We start from the raw sequence: 16,536 nt of genomic DNA, 5'->3' as shown, positions 1-16,536 counted from the left end.
CGGAGCGACGGGGGCGACAGCAGGGATGGCGGAAACCAGGCTGATCCAGAGCCGGTACCGACTGCTCGATCTGATCGGGCGGGGCGGTATGGGCGAGGTGTGGCGTGCCCGCGACGAGTCGCTCGGCCGTCAGGTCGCCGTCAAATGCCTCAAACCCATGGGCCCGCAGCACGACCAGGACTTCACCCGCATCCTGCGCGAACGCTTCCGCCGGGAGGCCCGCGTCGCCGCCGCCCTCCAGCACCGGGGTGTCACCGTCGTCCACGACTTCGGCGAACACGAGGGCGTGCTCTATCTGGTGATGGAGCTCCTGGAGGGCCGTAACCTCAGCGAGCTCCTGGAGGACAACAAGCAGCTTCCGCTGCCGGTCGACGACGTCGTCGACATCGCCGAACAGGTCGCCGACGCCCTCGGGTACACCCATCAGCAGGGCATCGTCCACCGCGACCTCAAGCCCGCCAACATCATGCGGCTGGCCGACGGGACGGTGAAGATCTGCGACTTCGGCATCGCCAGGCTCGGCCACGACATGGCGGTCACCTCCCGTCTCACCGGCGTCGGCATCGCCATGGGGACCCCGCACTACATGTCGCCGGAGCAGATCAGCGGCGGCCAGGTCGACCACCGCAGCGACCTCTACTCGCTCGGCTGCGTCCTGTACGAGATCGCCACCGGGGCACCGCCGTTCGACCTCGACGACGCCTGGGGCGTGCTCGTCGGCCACCGTGACACCCCGCCCGAGCCCCTGCGCACCCACCGGGCGGAACTGCCGGGGTTCTTCGACCGCGTCGTCCTGGAACTGCTCGCGAAGACGCCGGACCAGCGGCCGGTGGACGCCGGAGACCTGCGCCGCCGTATCGCCGTCGGCCGTACCGGCGAGCAGCCGCACCTGGAGCCGACCGGCCGGGTGCTGCTCGCGCCGCCGGCCCCCGTCGAGCTTCCCGGTGGGCCCTCCGCCCCCGCACCGCGCCTGCCCGACTGGACCCGCGGCATGACCACCGGGCACAAGGCGACCGGCACCGCGGCCATGCTGCCGGACTCGTTCGACCACTCCGCGGGCCTCACCGGCGCATGGACCACCGGCGCCGCGCGGCCCGCCGCAGGGAGGCCGGCCGGTGCCGAGCGGCCCACCCCGGGACCCGAGCTCCTCTCGATACTCGCCAGCCGCCACAGCGCCGGCCTCAACCTCGGCAGGCTCGGCCACTGGGAGGAGGCGGGCGAGGTCCACCGCGCGGTCGCCGCCGAACGCGAGAGCGTCCTCGGGCCGGACCATCCCGACACGCTCTCCAGCCGGTACGAAGTGGGCTTCACCCTGAGCCGGACCGGACGGGCGACGGACGCCCTGCGGGAGTTCACCCATGTCGCCCGGGGCCGCGAACGCAGCCTGGGCCCCGATCATCCGGAAACCCTCGCGGCCCGCCAGGAGATGGCGTACGTACTGGGCCAGCTCGGCCGGCACTTCGAGGCCCACCAGCTGTACGCCGCCGTCCTCGCCTCCCGGGAACGCTCGATGGGGCCCGACCACCCCGACACCCTGCGCTGCCGCCACAACCTGGCGTTCAACCTCAGCAGGCTCGGGCGGCTGGAGGAGTCGTACGGCATGGCCCGCGACGTCGCGGAGGCGCGCGCCCGGCTGCTCGGCGCCGCTCACCCCGACACCCTCGTCACCCGCTACGAGGTCGGCTACACCCTGGGCCGGCTCGGCCGCTGGGCGGAGGCCCTGCAGACCTACCGGGAAGTCGTCCAGGCCCGTGCGCAGGCGCTGGGCGCCGACCACCCGGACACGCTCGCGGCCCGCTACGAGGTCGGGATCAGCCTCGGGCGCCTGGGCCGCAGTGCCGAGGCCCTGGAGCTCTACCGCGCGCTCGTCGAGGACCGGACCCGGGTCAGCGGCCCCGCCGACCCCGAGACCCTCCGTGCCCGTCACGGACTGGGCGTCAACCTGGGCCGGCTGGCCCGCTGGGAAGAGGCGCTGGCCGAATCCCGCGAGGTCTGCGTGCACCGCGAACGCGTCCTGGGCCCCGACCACCCCGACACCCTGGTCAGCCGCCGCGAGGTCGCCGTCGGCCTGGGCTGGCTCGGCCGCTGGGCCGACGCCCTCACCGTCTACCGGCAGGTGGCCGAGGCACGGACCCGGATCCTCGGAGCCGACCACCCCGACACCCTCGCCGGCCGCAACGACGAGGCGCACTGCCTCGAACAGCTCGGCAGGGGCCAGGAGGCCGTCGAGCTCTACCGGCAGGTGGCGGCGCTGCGGCAGCAGCGGGGCATCCCGTCGCACTGAGCCCGACGTCCGGTGGGAGTGCGGGCCTGGTCCGGGCCGCGCGTCCGTGTTACCAAGGGACATGCCCGTACGAGACAGCTATGACGCAGTGATCGTCGGCGGCGGCCACAACGGCCTCGTCGCCGCCGCCTACCTCGCCCGCGCCGGACAGTCCGTCCTGGTCCTGGAACGGCTGGGCACCACCGGGGGAGCGGCCGTCTCGACCCGTCCGTATCCCGGGGTCGACGCCCGGCTGTCGCGCTACTCCTACCTCGTGTCGCTGCTCCCTTCGAAGATCGTCCGCGATCTCGGCCTGGACTTCGCCGTACGCAAGCGGACCGTCTCCTCGTACACCCCGGCCGTCCGCGACGGGCGCCCCACCGGCCTGCTCGTCGCCGGCGAGCGCACCCGCGACTCCTTCGCCGCCCTCACCGGATCGGACCGGGAGTACGAGGCGTGGCAGCGGTTCTACGGGCGCACCGGGCAGGTCGCCGAGCGGGTCTTCCCGACCCTCACCGAGCCACTGCCCACCCGTGAGGCACTGCGGGAGCGGATCGACGACGCGGACGCCTGGCGCATGCTGTTCGAGGAACCGATCGGCGTCGCCGTCGAGAACACCTTCGACGACGACCTCGTCCGGGGCGTCGTCCTCACGGACGCCCTCATCGGGACCTTCGCCGACGCCCACGACCCGTCACTGCTCCAGAACCGATGCTTCCTCTACCACGTGATCGGCGGCGGCACCGGCGACTGGGACGTCCCGGTCGGCGGTATGGGCGCGCTCACCGACGCCCTCGCCGGGGCCGCGCGCGCCGCCGGTGCGCAGATCCGCACGGGCCACGAGGCGGTCCGCATCGACACCGACGGGACGCACGCCGAGGTGACGGTGCGGACGGAGAGCGGTGAGTCCGCCGTCGGCGCGCGGCGCGTCCTGGTCAACGCCTCGCCCGAGGCCCTCGCGGCGCTCCTCGGCGACGCTCCGCCGACGCCCGCGGAAGGTGCCCAGTTGAAGGTGAACATGCTGCTCACCCGGCTGCCCCGGCTGCGGGACCGGTCCGTGGACCCGCGGCAGGCGTTCGCCGGGACCTTCCACATCGCCGAGGGGTACGGGCAGCTGGCCGACGCCTACCGGGACGCGGCGGCGGGCCGGCTGCCCACCGCCCCGCCCTCGGAGATCTACTGCCATTCGCTGACGGACCCCTCGATCCTCGGCCCGGATCTCGCCGCCCGTGGCTACCAGACCCTGACCCTGTTCGGCCTGCACACCCCGGCCCGCCTCTTCGCCGCGGACAACGACAGCACCCGTGCCACGCTGCTCAAGGCCACGCTGGCCGAGCTCGACGCCCATCTGGAGGAGCCGCTCGCCGACTGCCTGGCGCTCGACGCGAACGGTGAGCCGTGCATCGAGGCGAAGACACCGCTCGACCTCGAACGGGACCTGCGGCTGCCCGGGGGCCACATCTTCCACCGGGACCTCGCCTTCCCGTACGCGACACCGGAGTCCGGCCGCTGGGGCGTGGAGACCGCGCACGCGAACGTCCTGCTCTGCGGGGCCGGGGCGGTGCGGGGCGGAGGGGTCAGCGGGGTCCCCGGCCACAACGCCGCGATGGCGGCGCTGGGCCGGTGACCGGCACCCGCTACTGACCGAACGCGCCGCGCAGCGCGGCGATCTTGCGCGGCAGGTCGTACTCCGCGCCGCCCTCGTGCCCGTTGTACGTGAACACCTCGATCTGCGCCGGACCGGCATAGCGGTGGTAGGCGGCGAACACCGTGGACGACGGGCAGATCCTGTCCATCAGCCCCACTGAGAACCATGCCGGAGCGGTCGCCCTGGCCGCGAAGTTGACGCCGTCGAAGTACGACAGGGTCTCCATCGCCTCGTCGATCCGGAAGCGGTGCCCGGACAGCCAGCGGGCGATCTCCGCGTACGGACCCGCGTCCGTGATCTGCGAGGCACGGCGGTAGTGGCAGAGGAACGGCACATCGGCGACGGCCGCCACGACGTCGTCGCGCAGCCCCGCCACGGCGAGCGCGAGGCCGCCGCCCTGACTGCCGCCCAGCACCGCGACCCGGGAAGCATCCACCGCGGGATGGGCCTTCGCGGCGTCGACGGCCCGCACCGCGTCCGTGATCAGCCGGCGGTAGTAGTGCCGGTACGGGTCCTCGATGCCCCGGGTCAGGAAGCCGGGGGAGGAGGAGCCGTTGCCGTCCGGGCCGATGTCCACGGTGTCGGCGGTGTTCTTGCCGCCACCGCCCTGCCCGCGGTTGTCCATCACCAGGTGGGCGTAGCCGAGGGCGCTCCAGGTGAGCCAGGAGTAGGGGATGCCGCGGCCGCCGTTGTATCCGATGTACTGCACGACGGCGGGCAGCGGACCCCGCCGTTCCCGGGGGAGCAGCAGCCACGCCTTCACGGGCTGTCCGCCCCAGCCGTGGAACGTCACGTCGAACACGTCGACGGTGGCGAACCCGGCGTCGTACGGGACGAACTCGGCGGCCAGGCCGTGGCGGGCGCTCTCGGTGAGGGTCTTCTCCCAGAAGGCGTCGAAGTCCGCCGGTTCCTCCGGCTCAGGCCGGTACTCGCGCAGCCGCTCCAGGGGCATGTCGAACAGCAAGGGTCTAGCTCCTCTTCAGGGTGAGGTCGAGGGTTGCACCGTGGAGTTCGGCCGTGTCCGCGGTGATGCGGATGCCGGTGCCGGTCGGCGCCACCGTGATGCCCGGGCCGGCCGAGACGACGCTCAGATTGCGCCGGGCCAGGTCCAGCACGACGGAGGACCGCAGCTGGGTCGGGTCCGACAGCGAGACGGTGACCGTCTTTCCCTCCGGCCGGACGAGGACCGAGGCCGGTCCGTCCGCGGTGAGTTCCTGGGCCGTACCGGCGCCCCAGAAGTTCGCGGCGAGCAGCCCGTCCGCGCAGCGGCGCACCGCGTGCACGGCGGTGGAGCGGGCGATCAGCTTCACCGGAGGCGCGGACGACCACTGCTTCGTCCGCTCGGCGGAGGCCATCGGTGCCTGGAGCCAGAAGTAGCCCGCCCCCTCCGGCGCGGTCCCGTGGTCCTGCCACAGCGTCAGGTACGGGCGGGTGACGGAGGTGTCCGTGCCGTACTTGAGGTTGATCTCGCGCCAGGTCGCCGTCCGGTCCTCACGCACACCGTGCAGGGTCACGGGCTCGGGGAAGACGTAGCCGCCCGTCCCCGCGACATGCACCCATCGCACCTGGTCCAGCCGCGCCGACCATCCGGTGCCGGCCGGGGCGGCCTGTCCGTTGACGAGGAGCGCCGCCGCCGGGTCCCGCAGCTTCCGGTTCTCCACGATCGTCTCGGCCGTGCCCGCGTCGGCACTGATCCCCGAGCCGACGCACGCGATGACGTCGTCGAGGCAGAACCAGCTCTTGAGGCCGTGCAGCGAACTGCCGAACGCCCGCAGCTCCATGCCGTACGCGCCCAGCGTCGTCCCCGGCAGTGCGGCGCCGCCCGCCCAGTCGGCGGTGCTGGTGGTGCGCTGGCCCGCCGCGTCGGCGGGCCGGCCGGCGAGGACGGTGGTGCCGGGCAGCCGCGCGGGATCGACGGTGGGCCAGTAGTCCTCGCTGTAGTGGCCGAGGTCGTCGGTGTAGAGGAGCACCATGCCGTCGGACAGATGCCAGGCGTGCAGGTTCTCGTTCTGGATCGACTCGTAGTTGTAGATCCGGGAGGAGTACGCGGAGATGCCGAGGGCGAACGAGGGCCGGTGGTGGGCCGCCTTGTCCATCCGCGGATGCTGCTTGTGGGCGACCAGCGGGCCGCGCGCCGGAACCGGGGACGCGATGACGTTCCGGGCCGCGACGAGGGAGGCGAGGTCGGTGACGGCGAGGAAGTCGCGGTAGGTGTCCTCGGCGATCCACTGCTTGACCAGGGCGGCGAACCGTTCGGCGGTCTCCCCGGGGAAGCTCGGGATCAGCCGGACCACCGCCTCGATGACCGTCTGCGCCGAGGCGTGGCCCTGCTTGCTGGGCCGGGCGATCTCGCGCCCGCACACCGACGCCATGACGTCGCCGCGCGCCAGCAGCGGATCGAAGCCCTCGTCGACCCAGAGCCGGACGTTGTCGAGATCGGGATCGGTCACCGTCCACGCCGTACCCGCGAGGAGGTTCAGCAGCCGGGACAGGTTGTTGAGCAGTTCCTTGCCGTAGCCGCCGTTGTACGGGTGCTTGTAGTGCTGGAGGAACGAGCCGTCGGAGTAGAAGCCCTCGCCCGTGCCCTCGGACGCCGCGCCCGCGTCGTTGAAGGCGAGCACGCTGTTGGCACCCGAACCCTCGACGTCCGAAAGAGCGTCACGGACCCGCACGAGGTCGTCGCCGCTGTCGCGGAGCACCGCGTTCACGGCGACCACGGTGGAGATCCAGACCCGGTTGGCGCCGGTCGCGATCTGCCGGTCGGCCCGCCACAGGTTCGGGTCGGGTGTGTAGCTGCGGACGGCCGCGTTGATCCGTCCGAGGCGTTCCGTTCCGAGCACGTCATACAGCAGCACGGCCGCGTCGTTGAGCGCGAGCGCGGAGCCGATCTCCCAGTCCCAGTCGTTGTCGAAGCGGGTGTGCCCGGGGCCGTACCGATTCGTCAGCATCCAGTCGATGCCCGCCAGGAGCAGGTCCCGCAGCGCGGCGTCGCCGTACTGGACGGTGCCGGGGACGGCCCACGCGGTCGCTGTGGTCGCGAGGCGTTTGAACGACGTGGTGACGTGGTTGGAGAGCGTGGTGCTCGTCAGGTCGGGGAACAGCCCGTCGGTACGGGACGGGTCCAGGCCCTTCGCCGATGTGGTCGCGGCCTTGCCGATCCTGGCCACGGCCGCGGCGATCCGTGCGTCCGTGAGGTCGAGGCCGGGGCCGCCGGTGAGGAGGGTGTGCCACCGGGTCCGGAGCGAGGCTGCGTCGTCGACCGGGTCCGCGGCGTGCGCGGTGGCCGCCGTGAGCGTGAGCGGCAGGGCGGCGGCCGCGCCGAGCGCCGCCGCACCGGCGAGGACGGTGCGGCGCGTGGTGCCCCTGGTGGTGCCTGGGTTCATGATGCGGGCCCTCACAGAAGGTGTCGGCGGTCGACGGCCGCGGCGAGCGCCGCGTGGCCGGAAGGACTGGGGTGGAGGCCGTCGCCGCTGTCGTACGCGGGCCGCAGCCGCTCCGGGTGGTCCGTATCGCGCAGCGCCGCGTCGAAGTCGGCCACGGCGTCGAAGACCCGGCCGGTCCGCACGGCCGCGTTGATCCGCTGCCGTACGGTCTCCAGCTCGGGCGTCCAGCGGGTCCAGCCGCCGAACGGGGCGATGGTCGCGCCGATCACCCGCAGCCCGGCGTCACGGGCGCGCAGCGCCAGCTGCCGGTAGCCGGCCAGGACGAGCGCCGGGTCCAGCTGGCCGGGCGGCTGCTGGAGGTCGTTGACCCCGAGGTGGACCAGAACGGTCCGCAGCCCGGGCAGGGACAGCACATCGCGGTCGAAGCGGGCCTGCCCGCCCGGTCCGAACCGGGCGTCGTCCAGCAGCACCCGGTTGCCGCTGATCCCGAGATCGGCGACCGCTGCGCCCGGCAGCCGCCTGGCCAGCTGGTCGGGCCAGCGCAGATCCGAGTCGTCGGGCGTGCCGACGCCCTCCGCGATGGAGTCGCCCAGCACCGCGATCACCGGCCCGTGCGCGCCCGTCACCTCGACGCCCGTCAGCAGGAACACCGAAGTGGTGCGGACCCCGTCGACGTCGTGCGAGGCATGGGTATTGCGGTGGAACGACAACGGGCCGGTGGGGCCTGGCAGTTCGGTCCGGATGGCCAGGAGGGAGGCTTCGGCGGCCCGCAGGCCCGCGACCGCGTCACTGGTCAGCGAGGCACCCGCGGCAAGCCACGCCTGCCGCTGCCCGCCGAAGGTCACCGGCCTGCCGCCCGCGGTCACCGGACCGACGAGGACCGGCACGGTGCCGAAGGCGTGCCCGTAGCGCAGCCGGACCTGTCCGCCGGCCGACAGCCGTACGTGCGCGGTGAACGTGCCCTGCGTCAGTCCGGCGCTCGCCACCGTGTCGGTGGGCGTCGGCGCGGTCTGCGCGGTCGCCCACGACGTCGTCCAGCGCGAGCGGCGCGCACCGGCTCCCGGGCCATCGGCGGCCTGTGCCCCCGGGGCCGTCGCCACGACTGCGGCCAGCCCGGCCGCCGCCGTCAGCACCCCGCGTCTCGCGGGTCCCCGGCCGCTCACTGGGGGCACGCACCGGTCGGCGCGTACTCGCTGCCGTAGGTGCCCACGGCGTCGCCGCCGGTGTTCCCGCTCATCGTGTTGGTGCAGACGGGGCCCTGCGGGGTGCGCATGAACTTGATGCCGCCGCCGGCGTTGCCGGTGATCGTGTTGCCGTAGACGCTGGTGTCGATGCCGTCGGTCGCGGTGTCTCCGCCGAGCCGGATGCCCGCGCCGACGTTGTCGTGGATCGTGTTGTAGCGAAAGATGTTGCCGCTGCCGCGCGCGTCGAGCCCGCCGGAACTGGAGTCCTTCTGCTGGCTGCAGTCGTTGTACTCGACGTAGTTGTTGGTCGCGTTCTCCTTCACGTCCACGCACTCGTTGCCGCGGGTGGCGATCGTGTTGTGGTGGATGCGGTTGTTCCGGCTGATGTCGGGAGCGGCGTCCGGGGCCCCGTTCGCACCCTGCTGCTCCGGAGCCGTACCGAGGTAGATGCCCTCGCCGTTCTTGCCGCCGCCGCCGAACCTGAAGTCGGCGACACCGCAGTCGGTGATGGTGTTCCCCGAGATGTCGGCGCCGGTCACCAGATAGCGCACGCGCAGGCATTCGTCGGCGGCGTTCTTCAGCGTCATTCCGGTGATGCGCAGACCGCCCACACCGTTCCCGGGAGTCGTGCTCATGACATATATGAGCTTGAGGCGGTACCCCGCCACATCGGTGGACGACCCGTGCAGCCCGTCGACGGTGAATCCGTTCAGCGTCGTCGAGTCGTGCTGCACCTGAATGATCCGCGCGTCACCTGCCCCCTTCACCACGGCGTTCGCCGGGCCGGTGATCGTGACGCCGGCGCGCTTGGTCACGACGTCCTGCTTGTACGAACCGGCGGCGAGGTTGACCACCGCGCCCGTCGGTGCCAGATCGACCGCCTTCTGGATCGTGGCGAGCGGGGAGCCCGCCGACGTACCGGAGTTGCTGTCGCTGCCGGACGGCGACACGTAGTAGGCGGTGGCGGTGGCAGCGGCCACCGCGGGCGGGGGGAAGACGAGCGGGGCGCCGACGGCGAGCGCGGCGACGAGGGTGGTACGCAGTGCGTGGCTCATGGGGTGTGCCTCCTGGGATCAGCGAAGGACAGAGCGAGCAGTACGGGAATGCTCGGGCCGAGCAGCAGTGGCCCCAGCGGTACGACGAGAGAGAGGAGCACGGCGGAGACCACCGCGCCGAGCAGCGCGGTGCCCCGGGCGGCCGAGCCGAAGCCGAGCGCCAGCGCGCCCCGGGTCCAGGCGCGGACCGTGCCGCCCGGAGCCCGGCCGGCCTCGGCCGCGAACGCCACATGGTGGATGACCAGGGCGGCCGCGATGCCCACCTGGGCCGCCAGCAGCACGAAGGACCACGGCTCCGAACGGCCCAGCAGATGGACGATGTTGGCCGCCAGGACGCCTCCGGCCGCCGTGGAGACGAGCGAATGCCGCCACAGCGCCCGCCAGTAGCGCGGGAAGGCCGTGAACGTATGGACGAAGGTCCGGCTGTCCCCATCGGCCCGCCACCGCTGGAGCCCGTGCGCCATCGCGGCGAGCGCGGGCAGCCAGGTCACCACCCCCAGCGACAGCACGGCGAACGCGGCTCCGGCCGCGGCCGGGTAGGCCACGAACTCCAGCCGCCGCAGCAGCGTCGGCCAGCCGGACGAGAGAGTTGCCTGCATGATCAGCCGACCTTCCCTGTGTACGGTTCCGCCACGTCGAGGAGCACCTTGCCGCCCAGCTCCAGCCGGGTCGCCGCCACGACGTACGGGGCGTCACCTTCGGTGAGCAGTACGGCTGCCGCGTCGGCGAGGACCCCTTCGGCGCGGATGCGCCGGGCGACGGGGGAGAGCAGCACGGTCTCGGTCCCGAAGGTCACGCCCTGGCCCTCGGTGCAGGGAACCCGGGCGGCGTGGGTGTCGGTTCCCGGGGCGATCGTGGTGAGGAACAGCGCCTCCGCCGACCGCGTCGTGGTCGAGCGCAGCGTGTGCAGCGTGCGGGTGAGGCGCAGTTCCGGCGTGCTCGACGTCGGGTTGGCCGCCACCTCGGTGACCTCGCCCACGACACGGCCGTCGGCGGGGGCGAACTGCCGCAGCCGGGCCGCGGCCTTACCGGAGCGGATCAGCCGGCTGCCGTCCTGCCGCGGCTCGGTGGGCCGGTCGGTCTGGAGCAGGAACGTCCACTCCCGGGCCGCCTCCGCCTCGGCGAGGTCCAGCAGCACCAGGCGCCCCGACGGGGTGAACACCAGCGTCCGGTCGAGCCGCCGCACCCCCAGACCGGGGTCGTACATCGCGGCGATCTCCGCCGTGGCGTGCGCCCACCCGCAGTCGTCGGAGACGAGCACGTCGCGCTGCCGGGCCTGCCGCTCGAAGGGGATGTCCCGGTACACGTGATACCGGTCCTCGTCCGCGTACCCCTGCCCGTCCACCAGCAGCAGATTGTGGTGCGCGGCCCGCTTGCGGTTGCTGTAACCCTCGTCCACGGCGAGGAACGCACCCTGCGAAACGAACACGAACGAACCCGAATCGGGGTGGTGGTGCCCCTGGTTCAGGGTGTCCCAGCCCTTCTCGGCCCGGTGCTTCGCGGCGGTCTCCCACGCCCGGTGGCCGCCACCGGGGCTGGCCTTGAACGACACCAGCGTGGCGTCGTCGTCCCACCCCGTGCGTGCGGCCAGCAGCCCGAGATCGGGGAAGAACGCCCGCGTCCCGGTGGGCCGGGCGACAGGCACCGACGGGTCGTACCAGAGGTATTCGAGGTAGGCCTCCGGCAGGATGCCCGGCCGCACCCCGCTCTCGGACGCCTCCGGCCACAGCAGTTCACCCGAGGCCAGATCGCCCAACCACTGGGCCTCCGGGATCGCGTACTGGGCGGCGAGCCGGTAGTAGAGACCGGCGCTGTGCCCGCTGCGCCGGTCGTGGCAGTCGCCGTGGTCGACGTTGAAGGCGAACCCGGGCGCCGTCTGGTGCAGCCGGTAACGGAACGTGCGCGACATGAATCCGCCCCTGTCCCACCAGTCGATGCCCTCCGCCTCCTTGAGGAGGTCCAGGTGGGCGGCGAGGAACGGCACACCGTAGCGCCAGTAGACGACGCCCTCGGCGTGCGATCCGTCCTCCGGCATCAGGTCCAGGACGGTGCCGAGATTGTCCTTGGCGCGCTCGGTCCACTCCTCCTTGCCCAGCACGTACCCTGCCGTCGCCAGACCCGCGTAACAGATCCAGTTGTGGTTCTGCCAGTACGAGGACGACCACCAGCGGCCCTCGCTCGCCACCGCGAACTCGTACATCCGCCGCCCCTGGAGCAGCAGCTTGTACCGCAGCAGCGCGCGCACCCCGTCCGGCAGGTCGTCCCCGATCCACCGGTACGCCAGGGCCAGATGGTGCAGCAGCCAGCCGGCGTCCAGGTCGTGGTCGGGCATATGGGCCCGGCCCCAGTGCGGGAGCCGCACCGCGGCCTCGATCCAGCGCTGGCTCTCCGCCAGATGCGCCGGGTCGCCGCCCACCAGGTACGCGAGAGCCGGGTTGGAGGCGGCGGGGCCGAGCCATGTGATGCTGGCCAGGGGGTGCGTACGGGGCGGGGTCAGCCCGCGGTGGCGGACGGCCTCCTCGTACAGCCGCACCTCCTGCGCGGGACGCGGGCCGGGCGGCGGGGTCGCCGAGAGCAACAAGGGTCAGTCCTCCGTCCGGAATCGCGTGGTGCTGCCGTCGGCCAGCCGCACCGTCAGCCCGTCGGCGTCCAGCCGTACGTCGGTCACCGCGGGCCCGGCCGATGCCGCCTGGTACACCGAGGCGAACGTGACCCGCTCGGTGTCGGCCGTGAAGTCCACCCGGGTCCGCGTGCGTTGCGGATCATCCGCCGGGCCAGGACCCGGCCGGCTCACCGGACGCACCGGGACTTTGGCGCGGTGCGTGTGCCAGCCGTGCAGCGTCTCGTCGCCGTACCACGTGGTGCGCGTCGCGCCCGCCGCCTGCACCTGTACGTCCAGCGCGGTGCCGGGGCGCAACTGGGCGGTGATGCGGTGCGACTCCGTGGCCGTCACGGTCAGCAGGTCCACCAGACAGCCGGGGCCCGCCACGATGCGCCGGACCGCGCGCACACCCTCGTACGCCGTGGTCACCTCGGCGGTGACGGAACGGTCGTCCGAGGCGAGCAGCGCCCCCGTGCACTCCGCCTGTTCGCGGCCGTCCACGCGGAACGCGGGATGGGCCTCGGTCGACGCGTACAGATCACGGAACTCGGCGTGTGCGTACGGCACCTGGCCCGGATCGGGCTGCCACGGCGTCGTATCGCCGTAGAGATAAAGAGACAGCTTGTCGCGGTGGCCGTGCGAACCGCCGTGCGGGCCGAAGTCCAGCAGCGCGTGAATGCCCGCGACGCGGAGCACCGCGTAGCCCGCGGCACCGAACAGCGTGAGTGCTCCGGGCGCCGGGCGCTCCGGCAGCGGTGGCCCCGCGAACCAGCCGCCCAGCTCCCCGTCCAGCCCGTCGTCGCCGGCGCCCAGTTCGGCGCGGGCCCGCGCAGCGACGGCGTCCAGCGCACCCGAGGGAACCAACTGCTGGGCCAGCGCGACCAGTTCCAGCAACTCAAGGGCCAGCGGGTCACGCAGGTAGGGCCCGTCGTGCAGCGCGGGCAGGATCCCGCCCGGCGTGGCGATCGCCGCCAGCACATCCGTCATCCCCGCCAGCACGCCCACCACATCGGCAGGGATCTCTGTCGGATCGGTGCCCCGCAGCGCCAGCAGCGCAGCCCGCAGTACGAACCCGTGGTAGTAGGTGCTGCCCTCCCACTCCCAGCCGTCGTCGGCGACCGCGACCCGCAGATGCGCGTAGAGCCCGCTGTCGCCCTCCAGCCACTCCTTGCGCCCGTCCCACTCCTGTCCGCGTACCGCCGCGGCGGCACGCCCGGTGGCGGCGCCCGCGGCGTTGAGCCATGCGGTGTAGTTCGAGGCGAGCTGTCCCTTGCCGATCAGTACGGCGCGGGCGTCGAGTGCTGCTCGCTCCAAGGAGTCAAGCAGCGGCAGCACTCCGGCCAGGTCATCCGTGCCGTGCTCGGCGAGCGTCACGACGGTGTGACCGATGTTCACCGCCCAGATCGCGTCGGTCAGCGCCTGGTGGAAGAGCCGGCCGCGCAGCATCCAGCCCTGAGCCTCACCGTGCTGAGCGGTGGCCAGCTCCTCGTACAGCGCGGTGTACTCCACCAGCCGCGCCACCACCTCGGCATGCTCGCCCCGGTGGGCGAGCACCCGCAGATGCCGTGCCCACGCCTGGTGCGACAGCACCAGCCAGGCACCGCGCACCGCTTCGTTGTCCACCCGGCAGCCGTACGAACATCGCGCACCGCCCTCGGGGAACGCTCCGGCGAGCACATCGCCGTGGTCGAGCTCCACCCCGTGCGCCGGGCAGACGTACGCGTGCCACCAGCCGCCGCGCTCCCGCGCGATCCGCCTCAACGCGGCCATACGCCACCGTCGATGTCGACCGTGGTCGCGGTGAGGAAGCCGGACGAGGGGGAGGCCAGGTGCACGACCGCCGTGGCGACGTCCTCGGGCGTGCCGGCCCGGCCCACCGGGATGCCCGCCTCCATCGCCTCCTGCGCCGCAGGCGCGGTGAACGTGTCATGGAAGGCGGTGCCCTTGATGAAGCCCGGGGCGACCGTGTTCACCGTGATGCCGGTGCCGCCGAGCTCCTTGGCCAGCCCCTTGGTGAAGCCCCGGATTCCGGCCTTGGCGGCTGCGTAGGCGACCGAGCCGGGGCCGCCGCCGTTGTGCGCGGCGAGCGAGGACATGGTGATGATGCGCCCGGCGGACGACTCCTTCAGATGCGGCAGGGCCGCCCGCACCGTACGGAACGTCGAGGTCAGATTGGTTCCGATGACCTGCTCGAAGTGGTCGTCGGACATCTCGGCGACGGTCGCGCGCCCGATCAGATGACCGGCGTTGCAGACGAGGACGTCCAGCCCGCCGAGGAATCCGGTGGCCTCCTCGACCAGGCGGTCCACCTCGGCCGTCACCGTCGCGTCGGCCTGGAACGCCTTGGCCTTGCGGCCGAGCGCCTCGATCGCGGAGACCGTCTTCGCGGCCTCGTCGGCGGAGGAGTGGTAGTGAACGGCGACATCGGCGCCGGCCTCGGCCAGGGCGACGGCGATGGCGCGGCCGATGCCGTGGCCCGCCCCGGTCACCAGCGCGCGGGAACCTTGGAGATCAGCAGACATGGGGGGTAACCCTTTCGATAACCGGCCGTTGAGGACCGGGACCGGTCACTTGAGACCGGCGGTGGCGAAGCCCTGCACGAAGTAGCGCTGGCCGATCAGGAAGAGAACGACCATGGGCAGGGTGGCGAGCGTGGTGCCCGCCATCAGGAAGTGCCACTGGGGGCCGTTCTCCGTCTTGAAGACGGAGAGCCCCACCTGGATGACCCGCAGACTGTCCGTCCGGGTCACCAGCAGCGGCCACAGGAAGTTGTTCCAGGACGACTCGAAGGTCAGCAGCGCCACCGTGATGAGCGCCGGCTTGACCTGCGGCGTCATGATCCGGGCGTAGATCCGGAACTCGCCCAGACCATCCAGCCTGGCCGCCTCCTCCAGCTCCACCGGAAGATCCAGGTAGAACTGCCGGAAGAGGAAGACGGCGAACGGCGTGACCGCACCGGGCACGATGAGGGCCCACCAGGTGTCGAGCCAGCCGCTGCCGCCCTGGCCGAACAGGTCGTTCCCGCCGGCCAGCGGCATGAAGCGGACGATCAGGAACTCGGGCAGCACCTTGGTGTACGTCGGGATCATCAGGGCCGCGATGAAGAGGTAGAAGATGACCTCGCTGCCGCGGAATCGGATCCGGGCCAGCGCGTACCCCGCCATCGAGGCGATCACCAGGTTGAGCACGGTGTGGCTGGTCGCGATGATGAAGCTGTTACGGGCGTACGTGGCGAAGGGCGCGGCCTTCAGCGCCTCGCTGTAGTTGTTGAAGTCCCAGTGTTCCGGCAGCAGTCCCGCGTCCTGCGACGCGATCTCCACCGGAGTCTTGAGGGAGGTCAGCACCATCCAGATGAACGGCACCACCATCAGCAGGGAGATCACGGACAGCGTCACATAGAGCGCGATCCGGCCGGCGGAGACCGGTTTCCGGCTGGCCGTGGGGCGGGGCGACTTCGCGACCCCGGGCTTGTGCAGCTCAGTTGTGGCCACGGGTGCCTCCCATGATCCGCCGGTTGACCAGGGTGAAGCCCATCAGCAGGACGAACAGCACCAGTGACTGGGCGCAGGCGTAGCCGACGCGGAACTCCCGGAAGGCGGACTTGTAGATCTCGTACGTCATCATCGTGGTGCTGTTGGCCGGCCCGCCCTCGGTGAGGATGTAGACCTGGTCGAAGGACTGGAACGCGCTGATCATCGACGTGATGAGCACAAAGAACGTGGCCGGCTTCAGCAGCGGCAGGGTGATCGAGAAGAACTGCCGCGCCTTGGAGGCGCCGTCCACCGACGCCGCCTCGTACAGCTCCCTCGGCAGGGACTGGAGCGCGGCCAGGTAGATGAGCATCTTCATGCCGATGCCCTGCCAGACCCCGACCAGGATCACCGAGGGCAACGCCCAGGTGGTCGACGAGAGCCAGGCCGGGCCGTCGATCCCGACGAACGAGAGGAGGGCGTTGAACAGCCCGTTGCCCGGGTTGTAGATCCACAGCCAGACCAGGGCGATCGCCACCGTGGCGGTGACCTGCGGCAGGAAGATCGCGGTACGGAAGATGCCGCGCGCCTTCAGACCCGTGTGCAGGGCGAGCGCCAGCAACAGACCCAGCATCATGCCGAACGGCACGGTGAAGAAGGTGTAGATGACGGTGTTGACGATGGACTTGCGGAACACCGCGTCGTCCATCATCTCCTTGAAGTTGTCCAGCCCCACGAACTGCGGCGGCGTCAGCACGTCGTACTTCGTGAAGGCCAGGACGACCGAGGCGACGACCGGCAGCCCGATCCACAGGGCGGCGTGCAGCAGGGCGGGTGCGACCATCAGCATGCCGGCCCGCTGCCTGCGGCGCCCCGGACCCGTCGGGGTCCTGCCGGCCCGCTGCTTGGCGGGCCGGGTGTTACCGGGCGG

At 72.0% G+C, this 16,536-nt stretch carries 12 protein-coding genes; 2 read left to right on the top strand and 10 right to left on the bottom strand.

Features of this window, described 5'->3' with window-relative positions; translation table 11 throughout:
• Positions 1-25: 25 nt before the first annotated feature.
• Entirely contained in the window at positions 26-2,284 is a 2,259-nt protein-coding gene (locus OG446_RS00925) for a serine/threonine-protein kinase (RefSeq protein WP_328892169.1), read from the top strand.
• Between the two features lie 61 nt (positions 2,285-2,345).
• Positions 2,346-3,890 carry a phytoene desaturase family protein gene (locus OG446_RS00920; RefSeq protein WP_328892168.1) on the top strand — a complete coding sequence of 515 codons (1,545 nt, stop codon included), beginning with the start codon at positions 2,346-2,348 and terminating at the stop codon, positions 3,888-3,890.
• 10 nt (positions 3,891-3,900) lie between these two features.
• Here OG446_RS00920 and OG446_RS00915 read toward each other — a convergent pair whose 3' ends face one another.
• From OG446_RS00915 to OG446_RS00870, 10 genes are read right to left on the bottom strand one after another with little or no spacing between them, the layout of a single operon-like run.
• The gene (locus OG446_RS00915; protein ID WP_328892167.1) at positions 3,901-4,875 is read right to left on the bottom strand and encodes an acetylxylan esterase; all 975 of its coding nucleotides are present in this window, start codon (positions 4,873-4,875) and stop codon (positions 3,901-3,903) included.
• Between the two features lie 4 nt (positions 4,876-4,879).
• Positions 4,880-7,294, bottom strand: coding sequence for a polysaccharide lyase 8 family protein (locus OG446_RS00910; RefSeq protein ID WP_328892166.1), 2,415 nt, complete (start codon positions 7,292-7,294; stop codon positions 4,880-4,882).
• Between the two features lie 11 nt (positions 7,295-7,305).
• Entirely contained in the window at positions 7,306-8,457 is a 1,152-nt protein-coding gene (locus tag OG446_RS00905) for an SGNH/GDSL hydrolase family protein (RefSeq protein ID WP_328892165.1), read from the bottom strand.
• Positions 8,454-9,533 carry a right-handed parallel beta-helix repeat-containing protein gene (locus OG446_RS00900; protein ID WP_328892164.1) on the bottom strand — a complete coding sequence of 360 codons (1,080 nt, stop codon included), beginning with the start codon at positions 9,531-9,533 and terminating at the stop codon, positions 8,454-8,456. The genes OG446_RS00905 and OG446_RS00900 overlap by 4 nt, the downstream gene beginning before the upstream one ends.
• Positions 9,530-10,132 carry a hypothetical protein gene (locus OG446_RS00895; RefSeq protein WP_328892163.1) on the bottom strand — a complete coding sequence of 201 codons (603 nt, stop codon included), beginning with the start codon at positions 10,130-10,132 and terminating at the stop codon, positions 9,530-9,532. The genes OG446_RS00900 and OG446_RS00895 overlap by 4 nt, the downstream gene beginning before the upstream one ends.
• A 2-nt stretch (positions 10,133-10,134) precedes the next feature.
• The gene (locus OG446_RS00890; RefSeq protein WP_328892162.1) at positions 10,135-12,114 is read right to left on the bottom strand and encodes a hypothetical protein; all 1,980 of its coding nucleotides are present in this window, start codon (positions 12,112-12,114) and stop codon (positions 10,135-10,137) included.
• 3 nt (positions 12,115-12,117) lie between these two features.
• Positions 12,118-13,905 carry a heparinase II/III domain-containing protein gene (locus tag OG446_RS00885; RefSeq protein ID WP_328892161.1) on the bottom strand — a complete coding sequence of 596 codons (1,788 nt, stop codon included), beginning with the start codon at positions 13,903-13,905 and terminating at the stop codon, positions 12,118-12,120.
• Positions 13,893-14,657, bottom strand: a complete 765-nt coding sequence (locus OG446_RS00880; RefSeq protein ID WP_328892160.1) for an SDR family NAD(P)-dependent oxidoreductase — start codon at positions 14,655-14,657, stop codon at positions 13,893-13,895. The genes OG446_RS00885 and OG446_RS00880 overlap by 13 nt, the downstream gene beginning before the upstream one ends.
• A 45-nt stretch (positions 14,658-14,702) precedes the next feature.
• The gene (locus tag OG446_RS00875; protein ID WP_328892159.1) at positions 14,703-15,626 is read right to left on the bottom strand and encodes a carbohydrate ABC transporter permease; all 924 of its coding nucleotides are present in this window, start codon (positions 15,624-15,626) and stop codon (positions 14,703-14,705) included.
• On the bottom strand, positions 15,613-16,455 hold the full coding sequence (locus tag OG446_RS00870) for a carbohydrate ABC transporter permease (protein WP_328892158.1): 843 nt from the start codon (positions 16,453-16,455) through the stop codon (positions 15,613-15,615). Before OG446_RS00870 ends, OG446_RS00875 begins: the two co-directional genes overlap by 14 nt.
• Positions 16,456-16,536: the final 81 nt, after the last annotated feature.

Source organism: Streptomyces sp. NBC_00236, from assembly GCF_036195045.1.
Lineage (GTDB): Bacteria > Actinomycetota > Actinomycetes > Streptomycetales > Streptomycetaceae > Streptomyces.
Note: the sequence above shows the minus strand (reverse complement) of the source record. Positions and strands in the feature narration are given on the sequence as shown.

Coding starts and splice junctions, on each gene's coding strand:
- OG446_RS00910 (WP_328892166.1), bottom strand. CDS start 7,294: ATGAACCCAGGCACCACCAGGGGCACCACGCGCCGCACCGTCCTCGCC.
- OG446_RS00920 (WP_328892168.1), top strand. CDS start 2,346: ATGCCCGTACGAGACAGCTATGACGCAGTGATCGTCGGCGGCGGCCAC.
- OG446_RS00925 (WP_328892169.1), top strand. CDS start 26: ATGGCGGAAACCAGGCTGATCCAGAGCCGGTACCGACTGCTCGATCTG.
- OG446_RS00885 (WP_328892161.1), bottom strand. CDS start 13,905: ATGGCCGCGTTGAGGCGGATCGCGCGGGAGCGCGGCGGCTGGTGGCAC.
- OG446_RS00895 (WP_328892163.1), bottom strand. CDS start 10,132: ATGCAGGCAACTCTCTCGTCCGGCTGGCCGACGCTGCTGCGGCGGCTG.
- OG446_RS00870 (WP_328892158.1), bottom strand. CDS start 16,455: ATGCTGATGGTCGCACCCGCCCTGCTGCACGCCGCCCTGTGGATCGGG.
- OG446_RS00900 (WP_328892164.1), bottom strand. CDS start 9,533: ATGAGCCACGCACTGCGTACCACCCTCGTCGCCGCGCTCGCCGTCGGC.
- OG446_RS00880 (WP_328892160.1), bottom strand. CDS start 14,657: ATGTCTGCTGATCTCCAAGGTTCCCGCGCGCTGGTGACCGGGGCGGGC.